Source organism: Microbacterium sp. LjRoot205, assembly GCF_056175745.1.
Genome location: NZ_JBGFFH010000003.1, coordinates 107,441 through 130,541 on the forward strand (window position 1 = coordinate 107,441; position 23,101 = coordinate 130,541).

28 protein-coding genes are annotated in these 23,101 nt (G+C 67.9%); 26 read left to right on the forward strand and 2 right to left on the reverse strand.

The window, feature by feature from the left end; translation table 11 throughout:
• Positions 1–2 precede the first annotated feature (2 nt).
• The 14 genes from rplR to rplQ all read left to right on the forward strand — a co-directional run bounded on the left by rplR (position 3) and on the right by rplQ (position 8,810).
• The gene (gene rplR, locus AC04ME_RS08500; RefSeq protein WP_042538778.1) at positions 3–362 is read left to right on the forward strand and encodes a 50S ribosomal protein L18; all 360 of its coding nucleotides are present in this window, start codon (positions 3–5) and stop codon (positions 360–362) included.
• A 20-nt stretch (positions 363–382) separates the two neighbouring features.
• Entirely contained in the window at positions 383–1,057 is a 675-nt protein-coding gene (gene rpsE, locus AC04ME_RS08505) for a 30S ribosomal protein S5 (protein WP_052492887.1), read from the forward strand.
• Entirely contained in the window at positions 1,057–1,242 is a 186-nt protein-coding gene (rpmD, locus tag AC04ME_RS08510; RefSeq protein WP_042538783.1) for a 50S ribosomal protein L30, read from the forward strand. Before rpsE ends, rpmD begins: the two co-directional genes overlap by 1 nt.
• Positions 1,242–1,868, forward strand: coding sequence for a 50S ribosomal protein L15 (gene rplO, locus AC04ME_RS08515; protein ID WP_079113390.1), 627 nt, complete (start codon positions 1,242–1,244; stop codon positions 1,866–1,868). Before rpmD ends, rplO begins: the two co-directional genes overlap by 1 nt.
• Before the next feature lie 101 nt (positions 1,869–1,969).
• Positions 1,970–3,292: a preprotein translocase subunit SecY gene (secY, locus tag AC04ME_RS08520; protein ID WP_042538786.1), complete on the forward strand. Its 1,323-nt coding sequence runs from the start codon at positions 1,970–1,972 to the stop codon at positions 3,290–3,292.
• Positions 3,289–3,885: an adenylate kinase gene (locus tag AC04ME_RS08525; protein WP_042538788.1), complete on the forward strand. Its 597-nt coding sequence runs from the start codon at positions 3,289–3,291 to the stop codon at positions 3,883–3,885. The genes secY and AC04ME_RS08525 overlap by 4 nt, the downstream gene beginning before the upstream one ends.
• Positions 3,886–3,895: 10 nt before the next feature.
• Positions 3,896–4,744 carry a type I methionyl aminopeptidase gene (gene map / locus AC04ME_RS08530; protein WP_475123177.1) on the forward strand — a complete coding sequence of 283 codons (849 nt, stop codon included), beginning with the start codon at positions 3,896–3,898 and terminating at the stop codon, positions 4,742–4,744.
• A gap of 157 nt (positions 4,745–4,901) precedes the next feature.
• Positions 4,902–5,561 carry a DsbA family protein gene (locus AC04ME_RS08535; RefSeq protein ID WP_042538792.1) on the forward strand — a complete coding sequence of 220 codons (660 nt, stop codon included), beginning with the start codon at positions 4,902–4,904 and terminating at the stop codon, positions 5,559–5,561.
• 181 nt (positions 5,562–5,742) lie between these two features.
• A complete protein-coding gene (infA, locus tag AC04ME_RS08540; RefSeq protein ID WP_017201569.1) occupies positions 5,743–5,964 on the forward strand; it encodes a translation initiation factor IF-1 in 222 nt (73 codons plus the stop codon).
• Positions 5,965–6,028: 64 nt separating this feature from the next.
• Complete coding sequence (gene rpmJ, locus AC04ME_RS08545) at positions 6,029–6,145, forward strand: 50S ribosomal protein L36 (protein ID WP_033106073.1); 117 nt, start codon at positions 6,029–6,031, stop codon at positions 6,143–6,145.
• A gap of 155 nt (positions 6,146–6,300) precedes the next feature.
• Positions 6,301–6,675: a 30S ribosomal protein S13 gene (gene rpsM, locus AC04ME_RS08550; protein WP_042538794.1), complete on the forward strand. Its 375-nt coding sequence runs from the start codon at positions 6,301–6,303 to the stop codon at positions 6,673–6,675.
• Between the two features lie 32 nt (positions 6,676–6,707).
• Positions 6,708–7,106, forward strand: a complete 399-nt coding sequence (gene rpsK / locus AC04ME_RS08555) for a 30S ribosomal protein S11 (RefSeq protein ID WP_042538796.1) — start codon at positions 6,708–6,710, stop codon at positions 7,104–7,106.
• A 135-nt stretch (positions 7,107–7,241) separates the two neighbouring features.
• Positions 7,242–8,231, forward strand: a complete 990-nt coding sequence (locus tag AC04ME_RS08560; RefSeq protein WP_042538798.1) for a DNA-directed RNA polymerase subunit alpha — start codon at positions 7,242–7,244, stop codon at positions 8,229–8,231.
• A gap of 33 nt (positions 8,232–8,264) precedes the next feature.
• Positions 8,265–8,810 carry a 50S ribosomal protein L17 gene (rplQ, locus tag AC04ME_RS08565; protein WP_042538800.1) on the forward strand — a complete coding sequence of 182 codons (546 nt, stop codon included), beginning with the start codon at positions 8,265–8,267 and terminating at the stop codon, positions 8,808–8,810.
• 72 nt (positions 8,811–8,882) lie between these two features.
• On the opposite strand, the gene AC04ME_RS08570 is transcribed toward rplQ, so the two are convergent.
• Positions 8,883–10,454, reverse strand: coding sequence for an AMP-binding protein (locus tag AC04ME_RS08570; RefSeq protein WP_475434551.1), 1,572 nt, complete (start codon positions 10,452–10,454; stop codon positions 8,883–8,885).
• Positions 10,455–10,616: 162 nt separating this feature from the next.
• Here AC04ME_RS08570 and AC04ME_RS08575 point away from each other — a divergent pair, with 162 nt between their 5' ends.
• Genes AC04ME_RS08575 through AC04ME_RS08630 form a run of 12 tightly spaced genes read left to right on the forward strand, consistent with a single transcriptional unit; the run spans position 10,617 to position 21,678 of the window.
• On the forward strand, positions 10,617–11,417 hold the full coding sequence (locus tag AC04ME_RS08575) for a sulfite exporter TauE/SafE family protein (protein WP_042538802.1): 801 nt from the start codon (positions 10,617–10,619) through the stop codon (positions 11,415–11,417).
• A 60-nt stretch (positions 11,418–11,477) separates the two neighbouring features.
• On the forward strand, positions 11,478–11,933 hold the full coding sequence (locus AC04ME_RS08580) for an FAS1-like dehydratase domain-containing protein (RefSeq protein WP_056373836.1): 456 nt from the start codon (positions 11,478–11,480) through the stop codon (positions 11,931–11,933).
• Positions 11,933–12,331: a MaoC/PaaZ C-terminal domain-containing protein gene (locus AC04ME_RS08585; protein ID WP_475434552.1), complete on the forward strand. Its 399-nt coding sequence runs from the start codon at positions 11,933–11,935 to the stop codon at positions 12,329–12,331. The genes AC04ME_RS08580 and AC04ME_RS08585 overlap by 1 nt, the downstream gene beginning before the upstream one ends.
• Positions 12,331–13,476 carry a UDP-N-acetylmuramate dehydrogenase gene (locus tag AC04ME_RS08590; RefSeq protein WP_475434553.1) on the forward strand — a complete coding sequence of 382 codons (1,146 nt, stop codon included), beginning with the start codon at positions 12,331–12,333 and terminating at the stop codon, positions 13,474–13,476. The genes AC04ME_RS08585 and AC04ME_RS08590 overlap by 1 nt, the downstream gene beginning before the upstream one ends.
• Positions 13,477–13,482: 6 nt before the next feature.
• Positions 13,483–14,094: a nicotinamide riboside transporter PnuC gene (gene pnuC / locus AC04ME_RS08595; protein ID WP_042538808.1), complete on the forward strand. Its 612-nt coding sequence runs from the start codon at positions 13,483–13,485 to the stop codon at positions 14,092–14,094.
• A 10-nt stretch (positions 14,095–14,104) separates the two neighbouring features.
• The gene (locus AC04ME_RS08600) at positions 14,105–15,175 is read left to right on the forward strand and encodes an AAA family ATPase (protein ID WP_475434555.1); all 1,071 of its coding nucleotides are present in this window, start codon (positions 14,105–14,107) and stop codon (positions 15,173–15,175) included.
• Between the two features lie 4 nt (positions 15,176–15,179).
• Complete coding sequence (locus AC04ME_RS08605; protein ID WP_475434557.1) at positions 15,180–16,748, forward strand: AAA family ATPase; 1,569 nt, start codon at positions 15,180–15,182, stop codon at positions 16,746–16,748.
• Positions 16,745–17,419 carry a potassium transporter Kef gene (locus AC04ME_RS08610; RefSeq protein ID WP_475434559.1) on the forward strand — a complete coding sequence of 225 codons (675 nt, stop codon included), beginning with the start codon at positions 16,745–16,747 and terminating at the stop codon, positions 17,417–17,419. Before AC04ME_RS08605 ends, AC04ME_RS08610 begins: the two co-directional genes overlap by 4 nt.
• Positions 17,416–19,290: a VWA domain-containing protein gene (locus tag AC04ME_RS08615; protein ID WP_475434562.1), complete on the forward strand. Its 1,875-nt coding sequence runs from the start codon at positions 17,416–17,418 to the stop codon at positions 19,288–19,290. The genes AC04ME_RS08610 and AC04ME_RS08615 overlap by 4 nt, the downstream gene beginning before the upstream one ends.
• Entirely contained in the window at positions 19,283–19,891 is a 609-nt protein-coding gene (locus tag AC04ME_RS08620) for a hypothetical protein (protein ID WP_042538888.1), read from the forward strand. Before AC04ME_RS08615 ends, AC04ME_RS08620 begins: the two co-directional genes overlap by 8 nt.
• The gene (locus tag AC04ME_RS08625; RefSeq protein WP_475434564.1) at positions 19,884–21,245 is read left to right on the forward strand and encodes an AMP-binding protein; all 1,362 of its coding nucleotides are present in this window, start codon (positions 19,884–19,886) and stop codon (positions 21,243–21,245) included. The genes AC04ME_RS08620 and AC04ME_RS08625 overlap by 8 nt, the downstream gene beginning before the upstream one ends.
• Before the next feature lie 31 nt (positions 21,246–21,276).
• A complete protein-coding gene (locus AC04ME_RS08630) occupies positions 21,277–21,678 on the forward strand; it encodes a VOC family protein (RefSeq protein ID WP_042538820.1) in 402 nt (133 codons plus the stop codon).
• 105 nt (positions 21,679–21,783) lie between these two features.
• Here the strand turns inward: AC04ME_RS08630 and AC04ME_RS08635 are convergent, their stop codons facing one another.
• Positions 21,784–22,983, reverse strand: a complete 1,200-nt coding sequence (locus tag AC04ME_RS08635; protein ID WP_309690579.1) for a pyridoxal phosphate-dependent aminotransferase — start codon at positions 22,981–22,983, stop codon at positions 21,784–21,786.
• Between the last annotated feature and the right edge of the window lie 118 nt (positions 22,984–23,101).

Consider the following 23,101-nt stretch of genomic DNA (forward strand, 5'->3'; position numbering starts at 1 on the left):
CCATGGCTCTCAAGTCAAAGTCTGACGCCCGCGCGCGTCGTCATGCCCGCCTTCGCAAGAAGGTCGTCGGCACCGAGTCGCGTCCGCGTCTCGTCGTCAACCGCTCGGCTCGCCACGTCTTCGTGCAGCTTGTCGACGACAGCAAGGGTCACACCGTGGCGTCGGCATCGACGCTCGAGACCGACCTGCGCTCGCTCGAGGGTGACAAGACCGCCAAGGCCCGCAAGGTCGGCGAGCTTCTCGCCGAGCGTGCGAAGTCTGCCGGCGTTTCCGAGGCAGTGTTCGACCGTGGCGGCAACCGCTACGCCGGTCGTGTCGCCGCCATCGCCGACGGCGCCCGCGAAGGGGGTCTGGCACTGTGAGTGACAACAAGGAGAACGAAGTGACCGAAGCGGCAGCTGCCACTTCCGAGACTGCCACCGGCACCACGCAGGCAGAGCCGTCTCAGCGCGACAACCGCCGCGGCGGTGGCCGTGGTGACCGCAACCAGGGTGGCCGTGACCGCAACTCCCGCGACCGTGGGGACAACCAGTTCCTCGAGCGCGTGGTCACCATCAACCGCGTCTCGAAGGTCGTGAAGGGTGGTCGTCGCTTCAGCTTCACCGCTCTCGTGGTCGTCGGTGACGGCAACGGTCTGGTGGGCGTCGGCTACGGCAAGGCTCGCGAGGTCCCCCTGGCGATCGCCAAGGGTGTCGAAGAGGCCAAGCGCAACTTCTTCCGCGTGCCGCGCGTCGGCAGCACCATCCCGCACCCCGTGCAGGGTGAGGCTGCAGCAGGCGTCGTCCTTCTTCGTCCGGCCGCTGCCGGTACCGGTGTCATCGCCGGTGGTCCCGTCCGCGCCGTGCTGGAGTGCGCCGGCATCCACGACGTGCTCTCGAAGTCGCTCGGCTCGTCGAACACGATCAACATCGTGCACGCGACGGTGACGGCCCTGAAGATGCTCGAGGAGCCCCGTGCGGTCGCCGCACGTCGTGGCCTCGAGTTCGACCAGGTCGCACCCGCGCGTCTTGTCCGTGCGGAGGCTGACGCCATCGCCGCACAGAAGGTAGGTGCCTGATGGCTGCGCGCCTGAAGGTCACGCAGGTCAAATCCAAGGTGAGCGAGAAGCAGAACCAGCGTGACACGCTGCGCAGCCTCGGTCTGAAGCGCATCGGTGACAGCACCGTTCGCCCCGACGACGCGCAGACGCGCGGTTACGTCAAGACCGTCGCCCACCTCGTCAAGGTTGAGGAGATCGACTAATGGCTGAGAAGAACGAAGCCGTCGAGGCCGAGAAGGCCCCGAAGAAGGCTGCCGCTCCCAAGGCCGCAGCCGAGAAGAAGCCCGCCGCCAAGAAGGCACCTGCAAAGGCGTCTTCGGCAAAGGCCGACGCCGTCAAGAAGCCCGCTGCCAAGAAGGCTGCGCCGAAGAAGGATGCTCCGGCATCCCGCCCCGGTGTGCTGAAGGTGCACCACCTGCGTCCGGTTCCCGGATCCAACACCGCGAAGACCCGCGTCGGTCGCGGTGAGGGCTCCAAGGGCAAGACCGCGGGTCGCGGTACCAAGGGTACGAGGGCTCGCAACACCGTTCGCGTCGGATTCGAGGGTGGGCAGATGCCGCTGCACATGCGCACCCCGAAGCTGCGCGGGTTCAAGAACCCGTTCCGCGTCGAGTACCAGGTCGTGAACCTGGAGAAGCTCGCGGAGCTGTACCCCAAGGGTGGCGACGTCACCATCGGCGACCTGGTCGCCAAGGGTGCCGTTCGCAAGAACGAGAAGGTCAAGGTTCTCGGAAACGGCGACATCGCCGTGAAGCTCACCGTAGCGGTCGACAAGGTCTCGGGTTCTGCCGAGCAGAAGATCGTGGCGGCCGGCGGATCCGTCAAGTAACCACTTCATGAGAGGGGTCGGAGATTCTCCGGCCCCTCTTATGGGTTAGCCTGTTCTTTCAGCCGTCCTTCAGGGATCGGCAACCTTTCAGGAGGACGTCCTTGTTTAGCGCCATCGCGCGGATCTTCCGCACGCCCGACCTGCGTCGGAAGATCGGTTTCACCCTCGCCATCGTCGCCATCTACCGGCTTGGCTCGAATGTGCCTGCTCCGTTCGTGAACTTCCCGAACGTCGAGGAGTGCCTCGCGCTGAACTCCGGGACAGAGGGACTCCTCGGGCTCGTCAACCTGTTCTCGGGTGGCGCGCTCCTCCAGCTCTCGATCTTCGCGCTCGGCGTCATGCCGTACATCACCGCGACGATCATCACGCAGCTCCTCCGCGTCGTGATCCCTCACTTCGAGGCTCTGCACAAGGAGGGCCAGGCCGGCCAGGCCCGCCTGACCCAGTACACGCGGTACCTCACGATCGCGCTGGCGCTGCTGCAGTCGACCACGCTCGTGACCGTGGCCCGCAGCGGTCAGCTCTTCGGCACGACCGACATCGCGGCATGCCAGAACCTCCTCACCAACGACGTGTGGTGGGCGCAGCTGCTCATGATCATGACCATGACGGCAGGCACCGGGCTCATCATGTGGTTCGCCGAGCTCGTCACGGAGCGCGGCATCGGCAACGGCATGTCGCTGCTCATCTTCACCTCGATCGCCGCCACCTTCCCCGGAGCCATGTGGCTCATCTGGGAGAGCAAGGGCTTCGAGGTCTTCCTCCTGGTGCTCCTGGTCGGAATCATCGTGATGGCGCTCGTCGTGTTCGTCGAGCAGTCGCAGCGGCGCATCCCGGTGCAGTACGCCAAGCGCATGGTCGGTCGTCGCACCTACGGCGGCACCAACACCTACATCCCGATCAAGGTCAACATGGCCGGCGTGATCCCTGTGATCTTCGCCTCCTCGCTGCTGTACATCCCTGCGCTCATCGCGCAGTTCAACACTCCGCAGGACGGCTCCGAGCCGGCCGCATGGGTGACCTGGATCAGCGCGAACTTCACGACGGGCAACAGCCCCATCTACATGGCGGTGTACTTCCTGCTGATCATCGGCTTCACGTACTTCTATGTCGCGATCACCTTCAACCCGGTCGAGGTCGCAGACAACATGAAGAAGTACGGCGGGTTCATCCCCGGCATCCGTGCCGGTCGTCCCACCGCCGAGTACCTCGACTACGTGCTCACCCGCATCACGCTTCCCGGGTCGATCTACCTCGGTCTGATCGCGCTGATCCCGCTGATCGCTCTCGCCACCGTCGGCGCCAACCAGAACTTCCCGTTCGGTGGCGCGTCGATCCTCATCATCGTGGGTGTCGGTCTCGAGACGGTCAAGCAGATCGACGCCCAGCTGCAGCAGCGTCACTACGAAGGGCTCCTCCGATGACTCGATCAGCTCGTCTTCTCATCGTCGGTCCGCAGGGCTCGGGCAAAGGCACCCAGGGTGTCCGCATCGCCGAGTCGTACGGCATCCCGGTCGTCTCGACCGGAGACATCTTCCGCGCGAACATCAAAGAGGGAACGCCGCTCGGCCAGCAGGTCACGGCCGTCCTCGACAAGGGAGACCTCGTTCCCGACGAGCTGACCAGCGAGATCGTTCGCGATCGCCTGTCGCAGGACGACGCCGCGAACGGCTTCCTCCTCGACGGCTACCCGCGCAACGCCGCCCAGGTGCAGCATCTCGACGCGTTCCTGTCCGCTCGCGGCGAGTCGCTCGACGCCGTCATCCTTCTCGACGTTCCCCGCGAGGAGAGCATCGAGCGGTTGAAGCTCCGTGCGGCCGAGCAGGGCCGTTCGGACGACACCGACGAGGCCATCGCGCACCGCCTGGACATCTACGAGCACGAGACGGCCCCGATCCTCGAGGTCTACGGGCCCCGTGGCATCGTCGACCGGATCGACGGCGTCGGCTCGCTCGACGAGATCACCGAGCGCGTCTTCGCGGCTCTCGTCGCTCGCGGCCTGCGTCTCGCGGCCTGAACACCGCGCGATGTTCCGCAAGTCGATCTACAAGAATGCGGCTCAGCTGCGAGCGATGGTCGAGCCCGGCCTCATCACTGCCGCGGCGCTGGACGCCGTCCGGCCGTTGATCCGACCGGGGGTCACGACCCTCGAGCTCGACGCCGAGGCCAACCGCGTGATCCTCGCCCGTGGCGCCGAGTCGAACTTCCAGCTGGTTCGCGGCTACAAGCACACCACGTGCATCTCGGTCAACGAAGAGGTCGTGCACGGCATCCCCGGCGAGCGGATCCTGCAGGCAGGCGACATCGTGTCGATCGACTGCGGCGCGCAGTTCCAAGGGTGGAACGGCGACAGCGCGATCACGGTGGTCGTTCCCGATGACACGCGTCCCGAGCTCGTCGCGCAGCGACAGGAGCTGTCGCGCGTGACAGAGGGGTCCATGTGGGCCGGTATCGCCGCAATGGCGTCCGCTTCCCACCTGGGTGACATCGGCGCCGCCATCCAGGGTTACATCGAGGCTCAGGGACCGTCAGCCGTCTCGGGGGAGACCTATGGCATCCTGCGCGAGTACGTCGGCCACGGCATCGGTCGCAAGATGCACGAGGCTCCGAGCGTCTTCAACTACCGGACGCCCGATCCCGGTGCAGAGGTCAAGCCCGGTCTGGTGCTGGCCATCGAGCCGATGGTGACCGCCGGCAGTGACGAGACCTTCGTCGAGGACGACGACTGGACGGTCTCGACGGTCGACGGCACCGACGGATCGCACTGGGAGCACAGCGTCGCCCTGCACGAGGACGGCATCTGGGTGCTCACCGCCCCCGACGGGGGAGCGGCAGGCCTCGCGTCCTTCGGCGTGACGCCGACGCCCATCGCCTGACCTCTCTGCGCCCTCAGACGCGGCGCGAACTGTGATCCTGCACGCGATCACAACGTGCGCATAGGTTTCTCCGGGCACAATGGGTGTATAGGTGCGCATGCACCCGAAGACTTCAGGCCGGGTCCGCCACGTCGGGCCTCGACAGAAACGGAAAGCAATGGCAGCCGCGAAGAGCAACACCAACTGGTTCGTGATCGGCGTCTCGGCGGCAGTGGTGGTCGTGCTGGCCGTGCTGGCCTTCGTCGTCGTGTCCCTGAACAACCAGGCCACCGACCCCGGCACCGCCCCGCAGAGCTCCATCGTCAACGAGGAGACCGGGGCCATCTCGTTCGGCTCCGGCGAGGACGAGATCGACACCTACGTCGACTTCATGTGCCCCGTGTGCGGACAGTTCGAGGACGCCTACGGCGAGCAGCTGCAGGCAGCAGCCGCTGATGACAAGATCACGCTCAACATCCACCCCGTGTCGATCCTCAACAGGCTCTCGACGACCGGGGAGTTCTCCTCGCTGTCGGCCGGCTCGATGTACTGCGTCGCCGCAGAGGCTCCCGACGCCACTCTGGACTACTTCAACCTGCTGTTCGCGAACCAGCCCGAGGAGAACTCCGCCGGACTCAGCGCTGAGGAGCTGAGCGCCCTCGCCGAGCAGGCAGGAGCGGGGGCCGCGGCGGACTGCATCGCCGACGGCACCTACAACAAGTTCGCCGACTCCCAGACCAAGGCGCACGAGATCTCGGGAACCCCGACCGTCGAGATCAACGGCACCCGCATCGACAACAGCGAGATCGCCACGGAGTTCGCCAAGATCCTCGGCTGATCCGCGTCATTCGCACAACGGGAGTTCCGGCARCCTGGCCAGGTTGCCGGAACTCCCGTTGTCGGATAACATAGATCCTTGGTGCCTTGCGCCTTGATTCGGCGTGTCTGAATCGGCAAGAAGCACCGCAATCCCATCACCCACCGCAGATCGACCGGTCTGCAGAAGCGTCAGCGAGGCTATGGCTAAGAAAGACGGTGTCATCGAGATCGAGGGCGTGATCTCCGAGGCTCTGCCCAACGCGATGTTCCGCGTTGAGCTCTCCAACGGACACAAGGTCCTTGCAACGATCTCAGGCAAGATGCGGCAGAACTACATCCGCATCATCCCCGAAGACCGTGTCGTCGTGGAGCTCAGCCCCTACGACCTCACCCGTGGACGAATCGTCTACCGCTACCGCTGATCGGTCGAGAAGTAACACCCCAGGCACTCAGCCTGCCCGGTGAAGACAGCGAATAGGAAACATCATGAAGGTCAACCCCAGCGTCAAGCCCATGTGCGATCACTGCAAGGTGATCCGCCGCCACGGCCGCGTCATGGTCATCTGCAAGAGCAACCCGCGCCACAAGCAGCGCCAGGGCTGAGCGCCCGTCGGCCTGGCCGGCGGACTCTTCGGAGCTGACTCACAACTCAATACACACAACGGCAGGATCAGATCCCACGAGAGTGGGGGACACCTCGGGGCGGAGGCCCGAGCACCGATCCTGCTCCATACCTCCACAACACTCAGGAGAACCGCATGGCACGTCTTGCCGGCGTTGACATCCCGCGCGATAAGCGCGTGGTGATCGCCCTTACCTACATCTACGGCGTGGGCCGTACCCGCTCGGTCGAGATCCTCAAGGCTACGGAGATCGACGAGAGCATCCGCGTGAAGGACCTCAGCGATGACCAGCTGATCGCCCTCCGCGACTACATCGAAGGCACCTACAAGGTGGAGGGTGACCTGCGCCGCGAGGTCGCAGCAGACATCCGCCGCAAGGTCGAGATCGGCTCCTACGAGGGCGTCCGCCACCGTCGTGGCCTCCCGGTCCGTGGTCAGCGCACCAAGACCAACGCCCGTACCCGCAAGGGCCCGAAGCGCACCGTCGCAGGCAAGAAGAAGGCCCGCTAAGCGCGGCCCCCAGGGACTAGGAGAACACTTTCATGGCTGCACCCAAGGCCGCCGCGCGCAAGCCGCGCCGCAAGGAAAAGAAGAACATCGCGCTGGGCCATGCCCACATCAAGTCGACGTTCAACAACACCATCGTTTCGATCACCGACCCGTCCGGCGCTGTCATCAGCTGGGCATCGTCGGGTGGCGTGGGCTTCAAGGGCTCGCGCAAGTCGACCCCCTACGCCGCTGGTCTGGCCGCCGAGTCGGCTGCCCGTCAGGCGCAGGAGCACGGCGTCAAGAAGGTCGACGTCTTCGTCAAGGGACCGGGCTCGGGTCGCGAGACCGCGATCCGTTCGCTGACGGCCGCCGGCCTCGAGGTCGGCTCGATCCAGGACGTCACCCCGCAGGCGCACAACGGTTGCCGCCCGCCGAAGCGCCGCCGCGTCTGATCCGGCTTGTTGAGCCGCTCGGTCCTTCGGGGCCGAGCGGCTCGACGCCCGCCAGCGCGGGCATCGACTCCCAAAACTCAAAACCTCACCCCACCACATGTCATATAGCGGGCATGTGATCGAAAGGAACACAGAGTGCTTATTGCACAGCGTCCCACACTGACCGAGGAAAAGATCGTCGAGAACCGTAGCCGGTTCATCATCGAGCCTCTGGAGCCCGGCTTCGGATACACGATCGGCAATGCGCTTCGTCGCAGCCTGCTGTCGTCGATCCCCGGCGCCGCGGTCACCAGCGTTCGCATCGACGGCGTGCTGCACGAGTTCAGCACCATCCCCGGCGTGAAGGAGGATGTCACCGAGATCATCCTCAACATCAAGCAGCTCGTGGTCTCGTCGGAGCGCGACGAGCCCATCACTGCTTACCTGCGCAAGACCGGTTCGGGCGAAGTGACCGCCGCTGACATCTCGGCTCCGGCCGGTGTCGAGGTCCAGAACCCCGAGCTCGTCATCGCGACGCTCAACGAGACCGCGAAGTTCGAGCTCGAGCTCACGATCGAGCGTGGCCGTGGCTACGTCTCGGCGACGCAGAACCGCAACGAGTACGCCGAGGCCGGTCAGATCCCGATCGACTCGATCTACTCGCCGGTTCTCAAGGTCAGCTACCGCGTCGACGCCACCCGTGCGGGTGAGCGCACCGACTTCGACAAGCTCGTCCTCGACGTCGAGACCAAGTCCGCCATCAGCCCCCGCGACGCTGTCGCGTCGGCTGCGAAGACGCTCACCGAGCTGTTCGGTCTCGCTCGCGAGCTGAACGTCGAGGCTGAGGGCATCGAGATCGGCCCGGCACCGGTGGAGGCAGTGAACTCCAGCGAGCTGTCGATGCCGATCGAGGACCTCGACCTCTCGGTCCGCTCTTACAACTGCCTGAAGCGTGAGGGCATCAACACTGTTTCCGAGCTCGTCGCCCTGTCGGAGACGCAGCTCATGAACATCCGCAATTTCGGCCAGAAGTCGGTCGACGAGGTGCGCGACAAGCTCATCTCGCTCGGTCTGTCGCTCAAGGATTCGGTGCCCGGTTTCGACGGCGCCCACTTCTACGGCGGCAGCGAAGACGAGTCCTTCTGAAACCCGACCTTTCTGACCAGGAGTTAGACGATTATGCCCAAGCCCACTAAGGGTCCCCGCCTCGGAGGCGGCCCCGCACACGAGCGCCTGCTGCTTGCCAACATGGCGGCGCAGCTCTTCATCCACAAGTCGATCAAGACGACCGAGACCAAGGCCAAGCGCCTGCGTCCGCTCGCGGAGCGTCTCATCACGCTCGGCAAGCGCGGCGACCTGAACGCGCGTCGTCGTGCGATGACCGTGCTGCGCTCCAACAAGGACGCCGGACACGTGCTCTTCACCGAGATCGCCCCGCTCGTCGCAGACCGTGAGGGTGGCTACACCCGCATCACGAAGGTCGGCAACCGTAAGGGTGACAACGCCCCCATGGCAGTGATCGAGCTCGTTCTCGAGCCCGTCACCCCCAAGGCGAAGTCCACCAAGAAGGCTGCCAAGGCTGAGAAGCCCGCCGAGGTCGTCGAGGAGGCTCCCGCTGAGGAGGCTCCCGTCGAGGAGACCACCGACGCCGGCGCCGAGTCGCAGGCCGAGGGAGAGGCAGCCGAGGCTGCCGCCGAGGACGCTGTCGAGAAGAAGTCCGAGTAAGCACCTCGCTCGTTCCAAGAAGCCCGCCGCCCCGAAAGGGACGGCGGGCTTCTTCGTCTCCGGGCGCGGGGATCAGCGCGTGCGCAGATCCTTGCGCAGGATCTTTCCGGATGCCGATTTCGGAATCGTGTCGGTGAACTCGACCTGTCGCACCTTCTCATGGGGTGCGACGTGCGCGGCGACGTGTGCCATCACGGCATCCGCATCGAGTTCCGCTCCCTGCTGCACCACCACGAACGCCTTCGGGACCTCCTGTCCATCGGCGTCCGGCACGCCGATGACAGCCGCATCGGCGATGGACGGATGCTCCAGCAGCACCGCTTCGAGAACCGCCGGCGCGACCTGGTAGCCCTTGTACTTGATGAGTTCCTTGAGCCGGTCGACGATGCGGAAGATGCCGTCGTGCGTCACTGTCGCGACGTCGCCGGTGTGCAGCCAGCCGTCGGCATCGAGCATCTCGGCCGTCGCCTCGGGCCTGTTCAGGTAGCCGGCCATCACCTGGGGTCCGCGGATCAGCAATTCCCCCGGCTCGCTGGCGCCCTCGTCCGGCGCATCGACGTCGGTGCCGTCCTCTGCGACGAGCCGCGCCTCGGTGTTCGCGAGCAGCATGCCGACCGACGACCGGTCGATGTCCGGTCGGTCGTAGGGGATCGCATGGGTCACCGGGCTGGTCTCGGTCATGCCGTACCCCTGGCACACCGTGCAGCCGAGGCGATCAGCGACCGCAGACGCGAGGCCGCCGTCGAGGGGAGCGGCCCCGGAGAAGATGACCTTGATCGCCGAGGTGTCGTACTGGTCGACGAGCGGGTGCTTCGCGAGGGCGACGGCGATCGGCGGCGCGATGAATACCCAGCTGGTCCGGTGCTCCTGGACGACGCGAAGGAAGTCCGTGAGATCGAACCTGGGCATCGTGACCAGAGCCGCGCGCTGACGCAGCGCGAAGTTCAGCAGCACCGTCATGCCGTAGATGTGGAAGAAGGGCAGGACGGCGAGCACGCGGTCGTCGTCACCGAGAGAGATCGTGGAGCGGCACTGGCTGACATTGGCGATCAGGTTGCGGTGCGTGAGCATGACGCCCTTGGGGCGACCGGTGGTGCCCGAGGAGTACGGGAGCACCGCGAGATGTGTCTCCGGATCGAAGTTCACCTCGGGTGCAGTGCGCCCCTCGCCGAGCAGGGCGGGCAGCGACGGATGCCCGTCGGCGCCGTCGAGGACGATGACGTGGTCGTCGTCGAGGCCCACAGCCGCGGCTGCCGCCTTCGCCCCGGCAAGCAGCGGTGAGACGGTGATGAGCCATGTCGCCTCGGCATCCGTCAGCTGATTCGCGATCTCATCGGGTGTGTAGAGGGAATTGATCGTGGTGGCCGTCGCCCCTGCGCGCAGGATGCCGTGGAAGACCGTCGCGAAGGCAGGGATGTTGGGGCACAACACGCCCACCTTCGTTCCGACGCCCACTCCACGTGCGGCGAGGGCGCCCGCGAACAGGCCGATCTGTGCGATCAGCTGGCGATAGGTCGTGGTGGCACCGCTGACACCGTCGACGATCGCGATCGCGTCGAGGCGGTCGTCCGCGACATCGCCGAACAGGAAGTCGTGGATCGAGACCGCCGGGATCTCGACATCGGGATAGGAACTGCGCACCATGAGATCTCCTTCGATCCGGGTCATCGACGACGCCGTCTGATGCGATCCAGTGTCGCACAGGAGGAGACCGGGTCCCAGGGGGATCCTTCGCGCAGCGGTCGGGAAGCGGGCCCCCGCAGTGCGGCGCAAGTAAGGGAGGGCGCCTGCGAGTAGGCTGATCCGGTGACTGATGCAGAGACCCTGAGCAGAGGGCCTCGCGCCTATACGGCATTCATCGGCATCGGCCTGATCGCGGGCCTCCTCTCCGGCCTCTTCGGCGTCGGCGGCGGCACGGTGATCGTTCCGCTGCTCGTGCTCTTCCTGCACTTCAACCAGCGGCTCGGCGCAGGCACGTCGCTCGCCGCGATCGTCCCGACCGCGACGGTCGGCGTCATCTCGTACGCGATCAACGGATCGGTCGCCTGGATCCCCGCGCTGATCCTCGCCGCCGGCTCCGTCGTCGGCGCGCAGATCGGCACCCGGATGCTGCCGAAGATCTCGCAGACCGTGCTGCGCTGGTTCTTCGTCGGCTTCCTCGTCGTCGTCATCGTCAGCCTGTTCCTGGTCATCCCCTCGCGAGACGCGGAGTTCGAGCTGCAGCTGCTCAACGGGATCGCCCTCGTGCTGGTCGGCGTCGCCACCGGCATCCTGGCAGGGCTCATCGGGGTCGGCGGAGGCGTGATCGTCGTGCCGATCCTGATGCTCGCATTCGGCACCAGCGACCTCGTCGCCAAGGGCACGTCGCTGCTCATGATGATCCCCACCGCGATCTCCGGCACGATCGGCAACCTGCGCAACCGCAACGTCGACCTCGTGGCCGCGGCGCTCGTCGGAGTGTCAGCGTGCACCACCACCGCGCTCGGCGCGTGGTTGGCCACGCTGATCGACCCGCAGGTCGGCAACATGCTGTTCGCGGCATACCTCGTGGTCATCGCCGTGCAGATGGCCATGAAGGCGATCAAGGGACGCAAGAAGAAGGACTGAGCAGCTTTTGAACCGGCCTTCGGTCACCGAGCTCCACGACCGAGAACGTAGGATCGAGGGGTGGCAGTGAACCAAGATCTTCTCGGCCGGGAGTTCCCGCCGACGTCCCCCTATCTCGTCGGTCGCGAGAAGGTGCGCGAGTTCGCGCGCGCGGTCTTCGCCGACGCTCCGCAGCACACCGACGTCGAGGCTGCGCGCGCGGCCGGCTTCGCCGACGTCGTGGCGCCGCCGACCTTCGCGATGGTCATTCAGGATCTCACGCTGCAGCAGTTGCTCGCCGAACCGGACTCGGGCATCGTGCTGGCGCGCACGATCCACGCCGAGCAGAAGTTCGCCTACTCGCGCCCGATCGTGGCGGGCGACGAGCTCACCGGCCGGCTGCGCGTGACCGCCATCCGCATGATGGGTGGCAACGCCATGATCACCAGCGCGGCAGAGATCACGGATGCCGCCGGCGAGCACGTCGTCACCGCCACCAGCGTGCTGCTGGTCGGCGCCGAAGAAGGAGCAGAGTGATGCCGTTCGCTGTCGGAGACGTCGTCGCAGAGCGCACGGTGCACATCACCCGCGAGTCGCTGGTGCGCTACGCGGGAGCGTCGGGCGACTTCAACCCGATCCATTACCGTGACGACATCGCCGCCGAGGTGGGTCTGCCCGGCGTCCTCGCGCACGGCATGCTCACGATGGGCATCGCCTCGTCGGTGGTCGTCGCGGCCCTCGAACCTGGCACCCGCATCCTCGACTACGGCGTGCGATTCACCAAGCCGGTCGTGGTCGACCCCGCACACGGAGCCGACCTTCACGTCGTCGCCACCGTCGGCGCCGTCGATGAGGAATCGACGCGCATCGACCTCAAGGTCACGTTCGGCGAGACGACGGTCCTCGTCAAGGCGCAGCTGCGCGTCGCCTCCTGATGGGCGACGGCGTGGTGCGCGAGGTCGAGCCGCTCAAGCTGGCCACTCTCACGACCCTCGGAACGGGTGGGGCCCCCGAGCGGATGCTCGAGGCGTCGACCTCCGCCGAGCTGGTCGATGCGCTCACCGACGTGTGGTCACGCGGCGACGAGTGGTTCGTCCTCGGCGGCGGCTCCAACCTGTTCATCGGTGACGAACCGTTCGAGGGAACCGTCATCCGGATCCTCACCCGCGGCATCGAGGAGCTCCCGTCGCCGCATGCCGGACGCATCCGCCTTCGTGTGCAGGCGGGGCACGGCTGGGACGATCTCGTCGCCTACGCCGTCGAGCACGGGTATGCCGGACTCGAGGCGATGAGCGGAATCCCGGGCACCGTCGGCGCCTCGCCGGTGCAGAACATCGGTGCGTACGGTCAGGAGATCCAAGAGACCCTGGTCGAGGTCGAGCTCATCGACGAGGCGACGGGCGAGGTGTCGGTCGTCCCGGCATCCGAGCTCGGGCTCGGGTTCCGAACCTCCGTGCTCAAGCATCACTACGGCGGTGTGCCGCAGCGCCGTGCCGTCATCCTGTCGGTCACGGTCGATCTTCTCGTCGCCGAGGAGCGCGTCGTCCGCGGCGAGCAGCTGCGCAGGGCGCTGGGGCTCGACTCCGACGCCCCTGTGCCGCTCACGTGGGTGCGGGAGCGGATCCTCGCCACGCGCGCGTCGAAGGGGATGCTGCTCGATGAGAACGACCCCGACACGCACGGCGTCGGCTCGTTCTTCCAGAATGCGATCGTGCCCGAGGTCGTCGCCCGCGCCCTTCCGCCCGAGTGCCCGCGGTGGCCGGTGACCCCTGACCTCGACACCGTCACGGTGATCCCCCTCGCCTCGTACGACGGCTATGTTCCCGCCGCGAAGCCAGAAGCGCCCGACGTGAAGGTGAGTGCCGCCTGGCTGATCGAGCAGGCCGGGATCCGCAAGGGTTTCAAGCTGCCGAGGTCACGGGCATCCGTCTCTACCAAGCACGCCCTCGCCCTCACCAACCGCGGCGGCGCGACGGCCGCCGAGGTCTCAGAGCTCGCCCGCTTCATCCAGAGCCGCGTCCATGCGGAGTTCGGGCTCGTGCTGCAGCCGGAGCCCGTGCTTCTCGGCGTCGAACTGTAGCGGCCCGTGTTCGAGTGGCTCCAGGCCGAGTGGCCTCAGGTTCTCGGCTTCGTCACGGGCGCGGTCTGCGTGTGGCTCGCCGGCCGCCGTAACGTCTGGAACTACCCGATCGGCATCGCCAACAACGTGGTGCTGTTCGTCGTCTTCATCGGCGCGGGGCTGTACGCGACATCGGCCCTCCAGGTCGTCTACCTGCTGATGGGTCTGCATGGGTGGTGGCGATGGACGCGCGGTGCGGAGCAGAGCCGCACGTATGTCGTCAACACGCCGCGTCGGGCATGGCCATGGCTGGCTCTCGCCGCGGTCGCGGGCACCGCCGTGCTGGTGTGGGTGCTCACGACGTTCACCGACTCGCAGGTCGCGATCGCCGATGCGGCGACCACTGCGGCGAGTCTCGTGGCGCAGTACATGCTGAACCGCAAGTGGATCGAAAACTGGTTCGTGTGGATCTGCGTCGACATCGCCTTCGTCGGCCTCTCGATCGCCGCGGGTCTCTGGGTCATCGCGGCGCTGTACGTGCTCTTCATCGCCCTGTGCGTGATCGGCTACCGCTCGTGGCGTCAGGCGGCCGTCGCCGACCGCGAGACCCCTGCGGTCGCGCCGTCCGCCCGAGCGTGAGGCGAGGCGCATGAGCGGACACGGTCTCGTCCTCGGCAAGTTCTATCCCTTTCACAGCGGGCATTCGCACCTGATCCGTCGGGCGCAGCGCGACAGCGACCGGGTCACCGTGCAGGTGCTGGGCGCGTCGGTGGAGTCGATCCCGCTGGAGGTGCGCGCGAGCTGGATCCGCGAGTCGCACCCCGGCGCGCGCGTCGTCGCGGCGATGGACGACGCCCCGGTCGACTTCGAGTCGCAGGCAGCGTGGGGCGAGCACATGGCGCTGATCGCCTCGCTGCTCGACGGCCCGGTCGACACGGTCTTCTCGTGCGACTCGTATGGCGGCGAACTGGCCAGGCGCCTCGACGCGCGCTGGGTGCAGATCGACGAGGGGCGCCGGATCAATCCCGTCTCCGGCACGGCGATCCGTGCCGACGTCGCCGGCAACTGGCATGAGCTCGCCCCGGCCGTGCGCGCGTGGCTGACCGCGCGCGTGGTGGTGCTGGGCGCGGAATCCACCGGCTCGACGACTCTCGCCGAAGCGCTAGCCGATCGGCTGGGCACRCTCTGGGTGCCGGAGTACGGCCGCGAGCACTCCGTCATCCGCGAGGGCGGGCTGACCGCGCCGTGGCGCAGCGATGAGTTCGACCTCATCGTCGACCGGCAGATCGCCCTCGAGCAGCAGGCGCTCAGGCAGGTGCCGATGCCGGTGCTCGTGTGCGACACCGATGTGCTCGCGACGGCACTGTGGCATGAGCGCTACGTCGGCGCGGTGGCGCCGCGCCTGCATGAGGCGGCAGCCGCGCACCCGCCGCTCCTCTACGTGCTCACCGGCGACGAGATCCCCTTCGAGCAGGACGGCCTGCGCGACGGCGAGCACATCCGTCACGACATGCAACAGCGCTTCCGCGACGTGCTCGCCGCGCAGGACGTGCCATGGCTCGAGGTGCATGGCGATGTCTCGAGACGGGTCGACGCCGCGGCATCCGCGCTCGCACCGCTCCTCGCCGAGCACCTGAGCTTCGCCCTTCCGCTCGAAGCTCGGCCCCTCGACGAGCAGCGGGCGCTCCAGCAGAACGCCCGATCGACATCGTTAGGATGATCGCATGCCCGACCGCTGGAACCGAGTGTCCGCCTCACCCACGAACCCCGGCAGCGGCCACGGCGTCGAGTCTCTGACAGCCGAGGATCTCTTCCGCCCGGCCGCGCGCAGCACGGTGCCGCTGGATGAGAAGCTGCGCCAGGTCTACTACTGGATCGTCAACCGCGCAGTCATCTCGCCCTACTACGACATGGAGTTCTCCCACGGAGAGCCGCTGTCGATCGGGCTGGGGGATGCCGGCGCCGCGGTGTCCCTCCCGACGCAGGCGTCGTTCTCGTCGAACGTCCTCGTGCCGCTGCTCACCTTCGCTGTCGGGGGCAAGTGCCTGCTCATCGGAGGTCCGGGGCGCGGCAAGACGACGGTCGCCGTGCTCATGGGCGTGCTGGCCGGCACCGCCTCCGACGACGTGCGGCGCAGCGTGCAGCAGGGGCAGCCGCAGCTGACGGTCAGCGACCTCGTGGGCATCCCGCTTCCTCGCGACCTGGTCGCCGCCGAGCGTCTCACCGACATCCGCATCGCCTGGCGCGACTGGCTCGGGTTGCCCGTCAAGATCATCGACGAGTACAACCGCATCCCCACCAAGACCCAGTCGGCGCTGCTGACCATGGTGGCCGAGGGGTATGTCGAGAGCCACGACCAGATGCGCCGCACCGCGCCGGACGGCGGTGTGGAGAGCTGGTTCTTCACGGCCAACGACGATGCGGGCGGCGGTACCTTCCCCGTGATCCAAGCCCTTCGCGACCGGATGGACGTCACGGTGCAGGCGGCCGGATTCAACAGCCGATTCTTCGATGAGCTGATCACCCGCGTGGAGGCGGGGGAGAAGCCCGAGGAGCATGTGCCAGCCGAGCTGACCTTCGATTCGGCCGAGCAGACCGAGATGCGCGCGCGGATCCGCGCGGTGCCGATTCCGGATGCCGTGCGCGAGCGCCTGCGATTCTTCCTCAGCCACTTCGAGTTCGTGCAGCACGGCGGGCGCCGCTTCGAATACCGCACGAAAGACGTGGTGACCACCGCAGGCGGCCGGGTCGGCGAGGTGATCGAGGCGAACAGCGGCGCCGACCTCGAGATCGACCTCGGCGCGCAGACCCGCAACGGCCTGTCGGTGCGCGCCTTGCAGACGCTCATCATCTACGCGAAGGCGATCGCGTGGTTCCGGGGTGCGGATGCCGTCGAAATCGATGACGTCGCGGCGGTGCTGCCGTTCGTGCTCCGCGGAAAGCTGCTGCCGAACGCCACACATCCGCGGTTCGATGTCGGGGCGGAGCGCGAGCTCAGCACCGACACGGTGAGTTGGCTGGCCGACCTGTTCACGCAGTCATGCCGCCAATACGACGCCCTCGGGCGCGACGCCGACGATGCGGTCGCTGCCCTGCTCAGCGAGTTCGACCGCGGGCTCGATGGCCTCCCGGCGCTCGAGGCATCCCGCCGCATCACCGCCGTCGAGGCCCAGCTGCGCCGGATCGCGACGGTGGGCAAGCTCTACGGTCGTGACTTCGACGACGTGATCGCGCTGAAGTATCTGCATCAGCGGTACACGGCGTATGTGCGCTGGCAGGAGCTGCGCGGGTGAATCGCATCCCCGTGCAGCTGGCGAATGCGCCGGCTCCGTTCCCTCCCGCTGACCTGCCCGATCTCTCCGCCGCCGGACTCGACACCGCGCTGGCGTCGACCTCGGTGCGGGCCGCGCACGGCACTCCGCTGCTGTTCGCCAGGGCGCTCGCCGCGGGACTGGCGCAGGATTCGGCGGCGGCGACCGACCGCGACCGGGCGCTCGATCTCGTGTCGGTCGCCGCGTGGCGGTCGGGCGCTCTCGGTCTGCGCGTCGACGCACTTGATCGGCTCGAGCATCTCGACACCCCCGAGCAACGTCTGGCCGCTGCGGCGACGCTCGGACTCGGCGTCGACGTGCTCGACGAGTTCCGTCGCAGGCAGCGGAAGGATCGCTTCTGGTGGCCCGGTCGCGCCGACCAGCGCGGGTATGTGCTCGCTGTCGGGGGGTTCCGCGGAATCGGGGGCGCGTGGATCCGGCCTCCCGAACGCGTCGACACTCTGGCGGACGCCGGAGCCTTCGCGATCCTCGTCGCGGGTTCGTGGTGGCGACTCGACAGCGACGTCTGGGGTGCGCGTCTCTCCGTGCTCTCCGAGGCGCCCAGCGAGGTGCATACCCGCGACGACGGGGTGAGCATCGTCATCGGACCCGACACCCATCTCGCCTGGGTGCATGTGCGGGAGCAGGAGTGAAGGCTCCTGTCGATCGGGTGCCGCTCACCGACGACGCCCGCGCGGCGTGGGAACGGGCTCTGGATCTCTGGCGGGTGCGGCTCGACGATCCGGCGGTGCGTCCGGGCGCAGCCGACGAGCACGGTGCGCCGGCCTGGTTCTCGTTTCCACCGTCGGTGACCGTCGACCCTCGCTACCTCGCCGAGCGGGGCTTGGCCGATGAGCTGTGGAGCATGTTCGCCCACGAGATCGGCCACCACGTGCTCGCTCCCAGCACGCGGATCGACTCGCTCAAGATCGACCATCAGATGGCGAAGGCGATCGCCGCCGTGTCGCTGCGCCCGAATCCGGGGGAGGGAGCGCGGCGGCTGTCGAACCTGTGGAGCGATCTGCTGGTCAACACGCGGCTCGCGCAGCTGCAGCGTGCCGAGCAGGGGAGTGCGGGCACCGCCACGCGTGATCTCGGCATCGTGCGCCTCGGTCGAGCGCTCTACCCGGCGCCCCAGGGAAGCACGGACCGCCTCTGGTGGGTGTACTGCCGAGCGTACGAGCTGCTGTGGCAGCTGCCGTCCGGCACCCTCTGCGAGCTCGACCCGCCGCCGCGGCCGGCGCGGGCTCTCGCGCAGACGAACCTCGTGCCGCTGAGCCGGATCCCCGAGAAGCACCGTGAGAAGGAGCGACTGCTGCGTGCGGCACAGGCGGAGAGCGCGCGGGTGGCTGCCGAGCTCGCCGGCGCGACCGCCACCAACCCCGCCGTCGACGCGGCCTTCATCGCCGACGCCGTGCGGACCTTCAGCACCGACCCGGTCTCGGGTGCCGCCCGCTTCGGCGTGATCGCCGCGCCGTACCTGGCCGAGCTCGAGGGTGCTGCTGAGAGCGGTGCCGGCGAGCCGGTCAGCGGATGCGGTGTCGACGACGCACCGGCGACGGCCGAGGAGCTCGGCCGCATCCTCGCCGACCAGCGCCTGCGAGACGACCTGCCTCGGCATCCGGGCATGGTGCTCGACCCCGAAGGCGAGGACGCTGCAGATGACGCATCGGATGCGGGTTCCGGCAAGGACGGCCAGCGTCTGACGATCGCGCGGACGCTCTCGCTCTATCGGGAGAGCGGTGAGGACGCCGTGCTCTCGGCCTGGTACCGCAACGAGGCGGCCCGGTGGGTGCGCCCCTACACCCGCCCCGCACCCATGAGGCCGGTCGGCGGCATCCCCGGTCCTGTCGAACTGTGGGAGGTGGGCGATGCGCTCGCCGACCTCGACTGGCCGTTGACGATGCGCTCGGGCACTGTGATCCCCGGCGTCACCACACGCCGGCGTTCCGAGCTCGCCGACGAGCCCCTCGTGCAGGAGACGAGTCTCGAACTCGACCTCTACATCGACTCCTCGGGTTCCATGGCACATCCGCGACAGGGCTCACCCGCGGTGCTCGCGGGGACGATCCTCGCGCTGTCGATCCTCCGCGGCGGTGGCAGGGTCAGGGTGACCAGCTTCTCGGGAACCGGAGACGTGGCGGGGATGCCGCGCTTCGGCCGCGATCCGTCGGAGATCATCGCCGCGATCTCGCTGTTCTTCGGTCGATCGACGTCGTTCCCGCTCGACCTGTACTCCGCCAGATACGCCGGTCTTCCCGCGGCTGCAGAAGACGCGCCCCGTCATGTGGTGGTGCTGTCGGACGACGGACTCGTATCGATGTTCGGGGTGGGCAACGAACCGTACGCCGGCGTCGCCAGGACCGTTCGCGAGGTGCTCACGACGGGTACGCTCGTGCTCATGGACCCCCGACGCCAGGTCGCGACGCTCGCCGAGCGCGACGGCTACGACGTGGTGTACCTCCGGACGATGGCCGATGCACCGGCTGCGTGCGCGGCTCTGGCGGCGGCGCTGCATGGCTGACACCGAGGCGCTGCTCGCCGCCTGGAGCGAGCGCTCGGACGGAGAGGCCGCGGCCTGGGCTCGCGCGAGGCCGGGGCCGTCGCTGGAGTCCGTCGCGACGCGGATCTCCCGCATCCCTCAGGAGTTCCTCGATGAGCGCATCTCGCTGCGAGCGCTCGCCGGAGACATCCTGGCCGGGCAGATCAGCGCTTCGACATTCGACGAAGACCCGCGCGTGCGCCAGGGTGCCGCGATCGGCCTGTGGCTCGTCGCCAGCGAAGACGTCCTCGAGCCGCTCGAGCCGGCACTCGCGAGCGGCTGGGCCGCCCTCGCGGTCGACGCGCTCGCACTGCGCGTGGCCCCGGTCGCGTCGCCGTCGGACTGGACCTCAGACGATGAACGGCGCACCGAAGCCGCGCGCACGTTCCTGCTCTGGTGCGGGTTCCTTCCGGCAGGCGAGGATGCCGCGACCGCCGCCTCCCTGCTGGCGGCCTGCGACTCGCTCGCCCGCAACCGGGCGCTCGCCGAGGCATTCGAGGGGCACCGGCACAGGGCCGAGATCGCTCGGAAGCTCGCAGAGGCACGCCGCAAGGAGGCGGCTGCGAGGTACTCCAGTGAGTGACCCCGACCTCCGAGGGGCGCTCGCGCTCGCCGAATACGCACCGGGGGAGGCCGCGGTACTCTCCGATGCCGAGCGCTGGCCGACGATCGACGCCGCAGGCACTGCTCGACTGACCCGTTGGCGAGAGCATCCCGATGCTCCGCACTGGACGCATGCCACGGGCGACCGCCTCACCGCAGAACAGGTGCAGCGGGTGCGGCATCCGCTCTCGACCGACGGCTGGCTGGTCGATCATCTCGCCGCCGCGCGACGCACGCTGCGGTACCGCGGGATGCCGACAGATGCCGCGCTCGACGACTTCCCCACGATCTCGCGGTCGGACCTCGTCGACGACCTCGCGGCGTTCGTGCCGCTCGATGCGGATCTCTCCCGGATGCTGCACGGCACGAGCTCCGGTTCGACGGGCGCGGCGCTGCTCATCCCCGATGACGTCGAGGAGGTCGCGCGCGGCTTCCACCTGCTCGTCGCGCTCGCGGCGTCTGCGGGGGCCACGGTGACGGCCGACGGCGAGCGGGTGGCGGTGGCGAACCTCGTCTTCCAGCGTCAGGCCTTCACCTACGTGTCCATGATCTCGAGCTTCGCACACCGGGCGATGGCGCGGCTCAATCTGCATCCGACGGCGTGGAGCGGTCTCGATGCCCGCGCCCGATTTCTGGCCGAGGCGGACCCGCAGATCCTCAGCGGACACCCGACGAGCCTCGYCGAGCTGCTCGACGCCGGACTCGACGCCGTGCTGCATCCCGCCGTGATCTTCTCCGGCGCGATGGCGCTGTCGGCTGCGCTGCGTGCACGACTCCACGCGGCGTTCGAGTGTCCCGTGGTCGACGTGTACGGCTTGCACGAGACGCGCCCGATCGCCGCGCGCACCGACGACGGGCCGTTCCGGGTGCTCGATCGCCGCGTGCACGTCGAGGTGTGGGATCCCCGGCGCGAGGTCGCGCTGCCTCTCGGCGAGATGGGCGAGATCGTCGTGACCGCGGGAGAGAACCCCCTGCTGCCGCTGGTGAGGTACCGCACGGGCGACTACGGGCGCCTGGTGCACCTCGACGATGGGGTGCTCGGCATCGCCGACCTCGAGGGGCGCCAGAACACGCGGTTCCGGGCCGGCGACGGCACTCTCGTTCCCTGTGTCGAGCTCACGCAGCATCTGCAGGCACACGGTGCCCAGGGGTGGTCGATCGAGCAGGCTGCCTCCGGTCGCGTGCACGCCGTGATCATCGGCGGAGACGAGCCCGCCATCCGCGTGGCGCTGGACGCGCTGCTCGGGGTCGAGATCGAGCTGCGGCAGGTCGAGCGCCTGATCGACCTCGGCGAGGGCAAGCCCCGGCGCTATCGCAGCGCCGTGCCCGACTGACAACGTCGCCCGTTCGCCGTACACTCGCGGAATGAGCGGACCGATCCCCTACCTTCTGTTCCCCGGGAACGCAGCCGAAGCGCTGGAGCACTACCGTTCGGTCTTCGGGGGTGAGCTTCAGCTCCTCGACTACGCCGGTGCCGGACGACACGACGGGCCGGGAGATGCGATCGCACACGGCCAGCTCGCGGGGCCGGTCGGGCTCGCGGGTGCGGATGCCGGAGCCGACGACGACGCGGTGCAGATGAGCGGGATGTTCCTGTCGCTGCTCGGCACCGCGGATGCCTCGACGCTGACCAGCTGGTACGACCAGCTGGCCTCGGACGGTCGCGTGATCGACGCCCTGCAGAAGCGCCCCTGGGGCGACTACGACGGCACGGTCATCGATCGCTACGGCATCCGCTGGCTGATCGGATTCCACGACGAGGAATGAGCGCGAGCGGGGCTCTGATCATCGAGTCCGCCCTGACGCCGAGACCCCCTCACATCCATGTGGAGTGAGGGGGTCCCGGGTGTCGCGGCAGAGTGGGAGTGCGACTCAGGCGAACAGACGCTGCAGGCGCTGCACGCCCTCGAGGAGCTGGTCGTCGCCGAGCGCGTACGACATGCGGATGTAGCCGGAGGGACCGAACGCCTCGCCGGGAACCACAGCGACCTCTGCCTGCTCGAGGATGAGGTCGGCGAGTTCGAGCGAAGTGGTCGGCGTCTTGCCGCCCCAGGTGCGGCCGAGCAGACCCTGCACGTCGGGGTAGACGTAGAACGCGCCGAGCGGGTTGGGCACGACGAGTCCGTCGATCTTCGACAGCTCCGACACGATCAGGCGGCGACGGCGGTCGAACGCCTCGCGGAACTGCTCGGCCTCGGTCTGGGGGCCGTTGAGTGCGGCGATCGCGGCCTTCTGGGCGACGTTGTTCACGTTGCTCGACAGGTGCGACTGCAGGTTGGCGGCGACCTTGATGGCATCCGCCGGTCCGACCATCCAGCCCACGCGCCAGCCGGTCATCGCGTAGGTCTTCGCGACGCCGTTGACGAGGATCGTCTGGCCGGCGACCTCGGGCACGGCCTCGACGATCGAGGTCGCCTTGACGCCCTCGTAGGTCAGGTTCTGGTAGATCTCGTCGGAGATGACCCAGATGCCGTGCTCGAGAGCCCACTCGCCGATGGCCTTGGTCTCTTCAGCCGTGTAGACGGAGCCTGTGGGGTTCGAGGGGGAGACGAACACGAGCGCGGTGGTGTGCTCGGTGCGAGCGGCCTCGAGCTGCTCGACGGTGACCTTGTAGTCCTGGTCGGCGCCCGCGAACACCTCGACGGGGGTGCCGTCGGCGAGGCGGATCGCCTCGGGGTAGGTGGTCCAGTACGGAGCGGGAAGAAGCACCTCGTCGCCGGGGTTCACCACTGCCTGGAATGCCTGGTACACCGACTGCTTGCCGCCGTTGGTCACGATCACCTGGCTCGGTGAGACCTCGAGTCCCGAGTCGCGCAGCGTCTTCGCGGCGATGGCCTCCCGCAGCGCCGGAAGACCCGGAGCCGGGGTGTAGCGGTAGCTCGCCGGGTCGGCGAGAGCCTCGGCCGCTGCGTCGACGATGAACTGCGGCGTCGCGAAGTCGGGCTCGCCCGCGGCATAGGAGATGACGGGCTTGCCTTCGGCCTTGAGGGCCTTCGCCTTGGCGTCGACCTTGAGGGTCGCGGATTCGGCGATGGCGGAGAGCTTGCGAGAGAGAGGAGCGCGTTCGGTCACGACTACGAGCGTACTCGGGTGGGGCGACCGGATGACGGGTCGGATGCCGTCAAGAATCGCTGTTCTTTCCGGCGCTCGCCGCGGACTCGACGGGCGCAGCGTCTCGTGCGGGCGGAAC

Excerpts from the sequence above, each read along its gene's own strand:
- rplR (WP_042538778.1), top strand. The coding sequence starts at position 3 with ATGGCTCTCAAGTCAAAGTCTGACGCCCGCGCGCGTCGTCATGCCCGC.
- rpmD (WP_042538783.1), top strand. The coding sequence starts at position 1,057 with ATGGCTGCGCGCCTGAAGGTCACGCAGGTCAAATCCAAGGTGAGCGAG.
- rplO (WP_079113390.1), top strand. The coding sequence starts at position 1,242 with ATGGCTGAGAAGAACGAAGCCGTCGAGGCCGAGAAGGCCCCGAAGAAG.
- AC04ME_RS08525 (WP_042538788.1), top strand. The coding sequence starts at position 3,289 with ATGACTCGATCAGCTCGTCTTCTCATCGTCGGTCCGCAGGGCTCGGGC.
- map (WP_475123177.1), top strand. The coding sequence starts at position 3,896 with ATGTTCCGCAAGTCGATCTACAAGAATGCGGCTCAGCTGCGAGCGATG.
- AC04ME_RS08535 (WP_042538792.1), top strand. The coding sequence starts at position 4,902 with ATGGCAGCCGCGAAGAGCAACACCAACTGGTTCGTGATCGGCGTCTCG.
- infA (WP_017201569.1), top strand. The coding sequence starts at position 5,743 with ATGGCTAAGAAAGACGGTGTCATCGAGATCGAGGGCGTGATCTCCGAG.
- rpmJ (WP_033106073.1), top strand. The coding sequence starts at position 6,029 with ATGAAGGTCAACCCCAGCGTCAAGCCCATGTGCGATCACTGCAAGGTG.
- rpsM (WP_042538794.1), top strand. The coding sequence starts at position 6,301 with ATGGCACGTCTTGCCGGCGTTGACATCCCGCGCGATAAGCGCGTGGTG.
- rpsK (WP_042538796.1), top strand. The coding sequence starts at position 6,708 with ATGGCTGCACCCAAGGCCGCCGCGCGCAAGCCGCGCCGCAAGGAAAAG.
- rplQ (WP_042538800.1), top strand. The coding sequence starts at position 8,265 with ATGCCCAAGCCCACTAAGGGTCCCCGCCTCGGAGGCGGCCCCGCACAC.
- AC04ME_RS08570 (WP_475434551.1), bottom strand. The coding sequence starts at position 10,454 with ATGGTGCGCAGTTCCTATCCCGATGTCGAGATCCCGGCGGTCTCGATC.
- AC04ME_RS08585 (WP_475434552.1), top strand. The coding sequence starts at position 11,933 with ATGCCGTTCGCTGTCGGAGACGTCGTCGCAGAGCGCACGGTGCACATC.
- AC04ME_RS08590 (WP_475434553.1), top strand. The coding sequence starts at position 12,331 with ATGGGCGACGGCGTGGTGCGCGAGGTCGAGCCGCTCAAGCTGGCCACT.
- AC04ME_RS08605 (WP_475434557.1), top strand. The coding sequence starts at position 15,180 with ATGCCCGACCGCTGGAACCGAGTGTCCGCCTCACCCACGAACCCCGGC.
- AC04ME_RS08620 (WP_042538888.1), top strand. The coding sequence starts at position 19,283 with ATGGCTGACACCGAGGCGCTGCTCGCCGCCTGGAGCGAGCGCTCGGAC.
- AC04ME_RS08630 (WP_042538820.1), top strand. The coding sequence starts at position 21,277 with ATGAGCGGACCGATCCCCTACCTTCTGTTCCCCGGGAACGCAGCCGAA.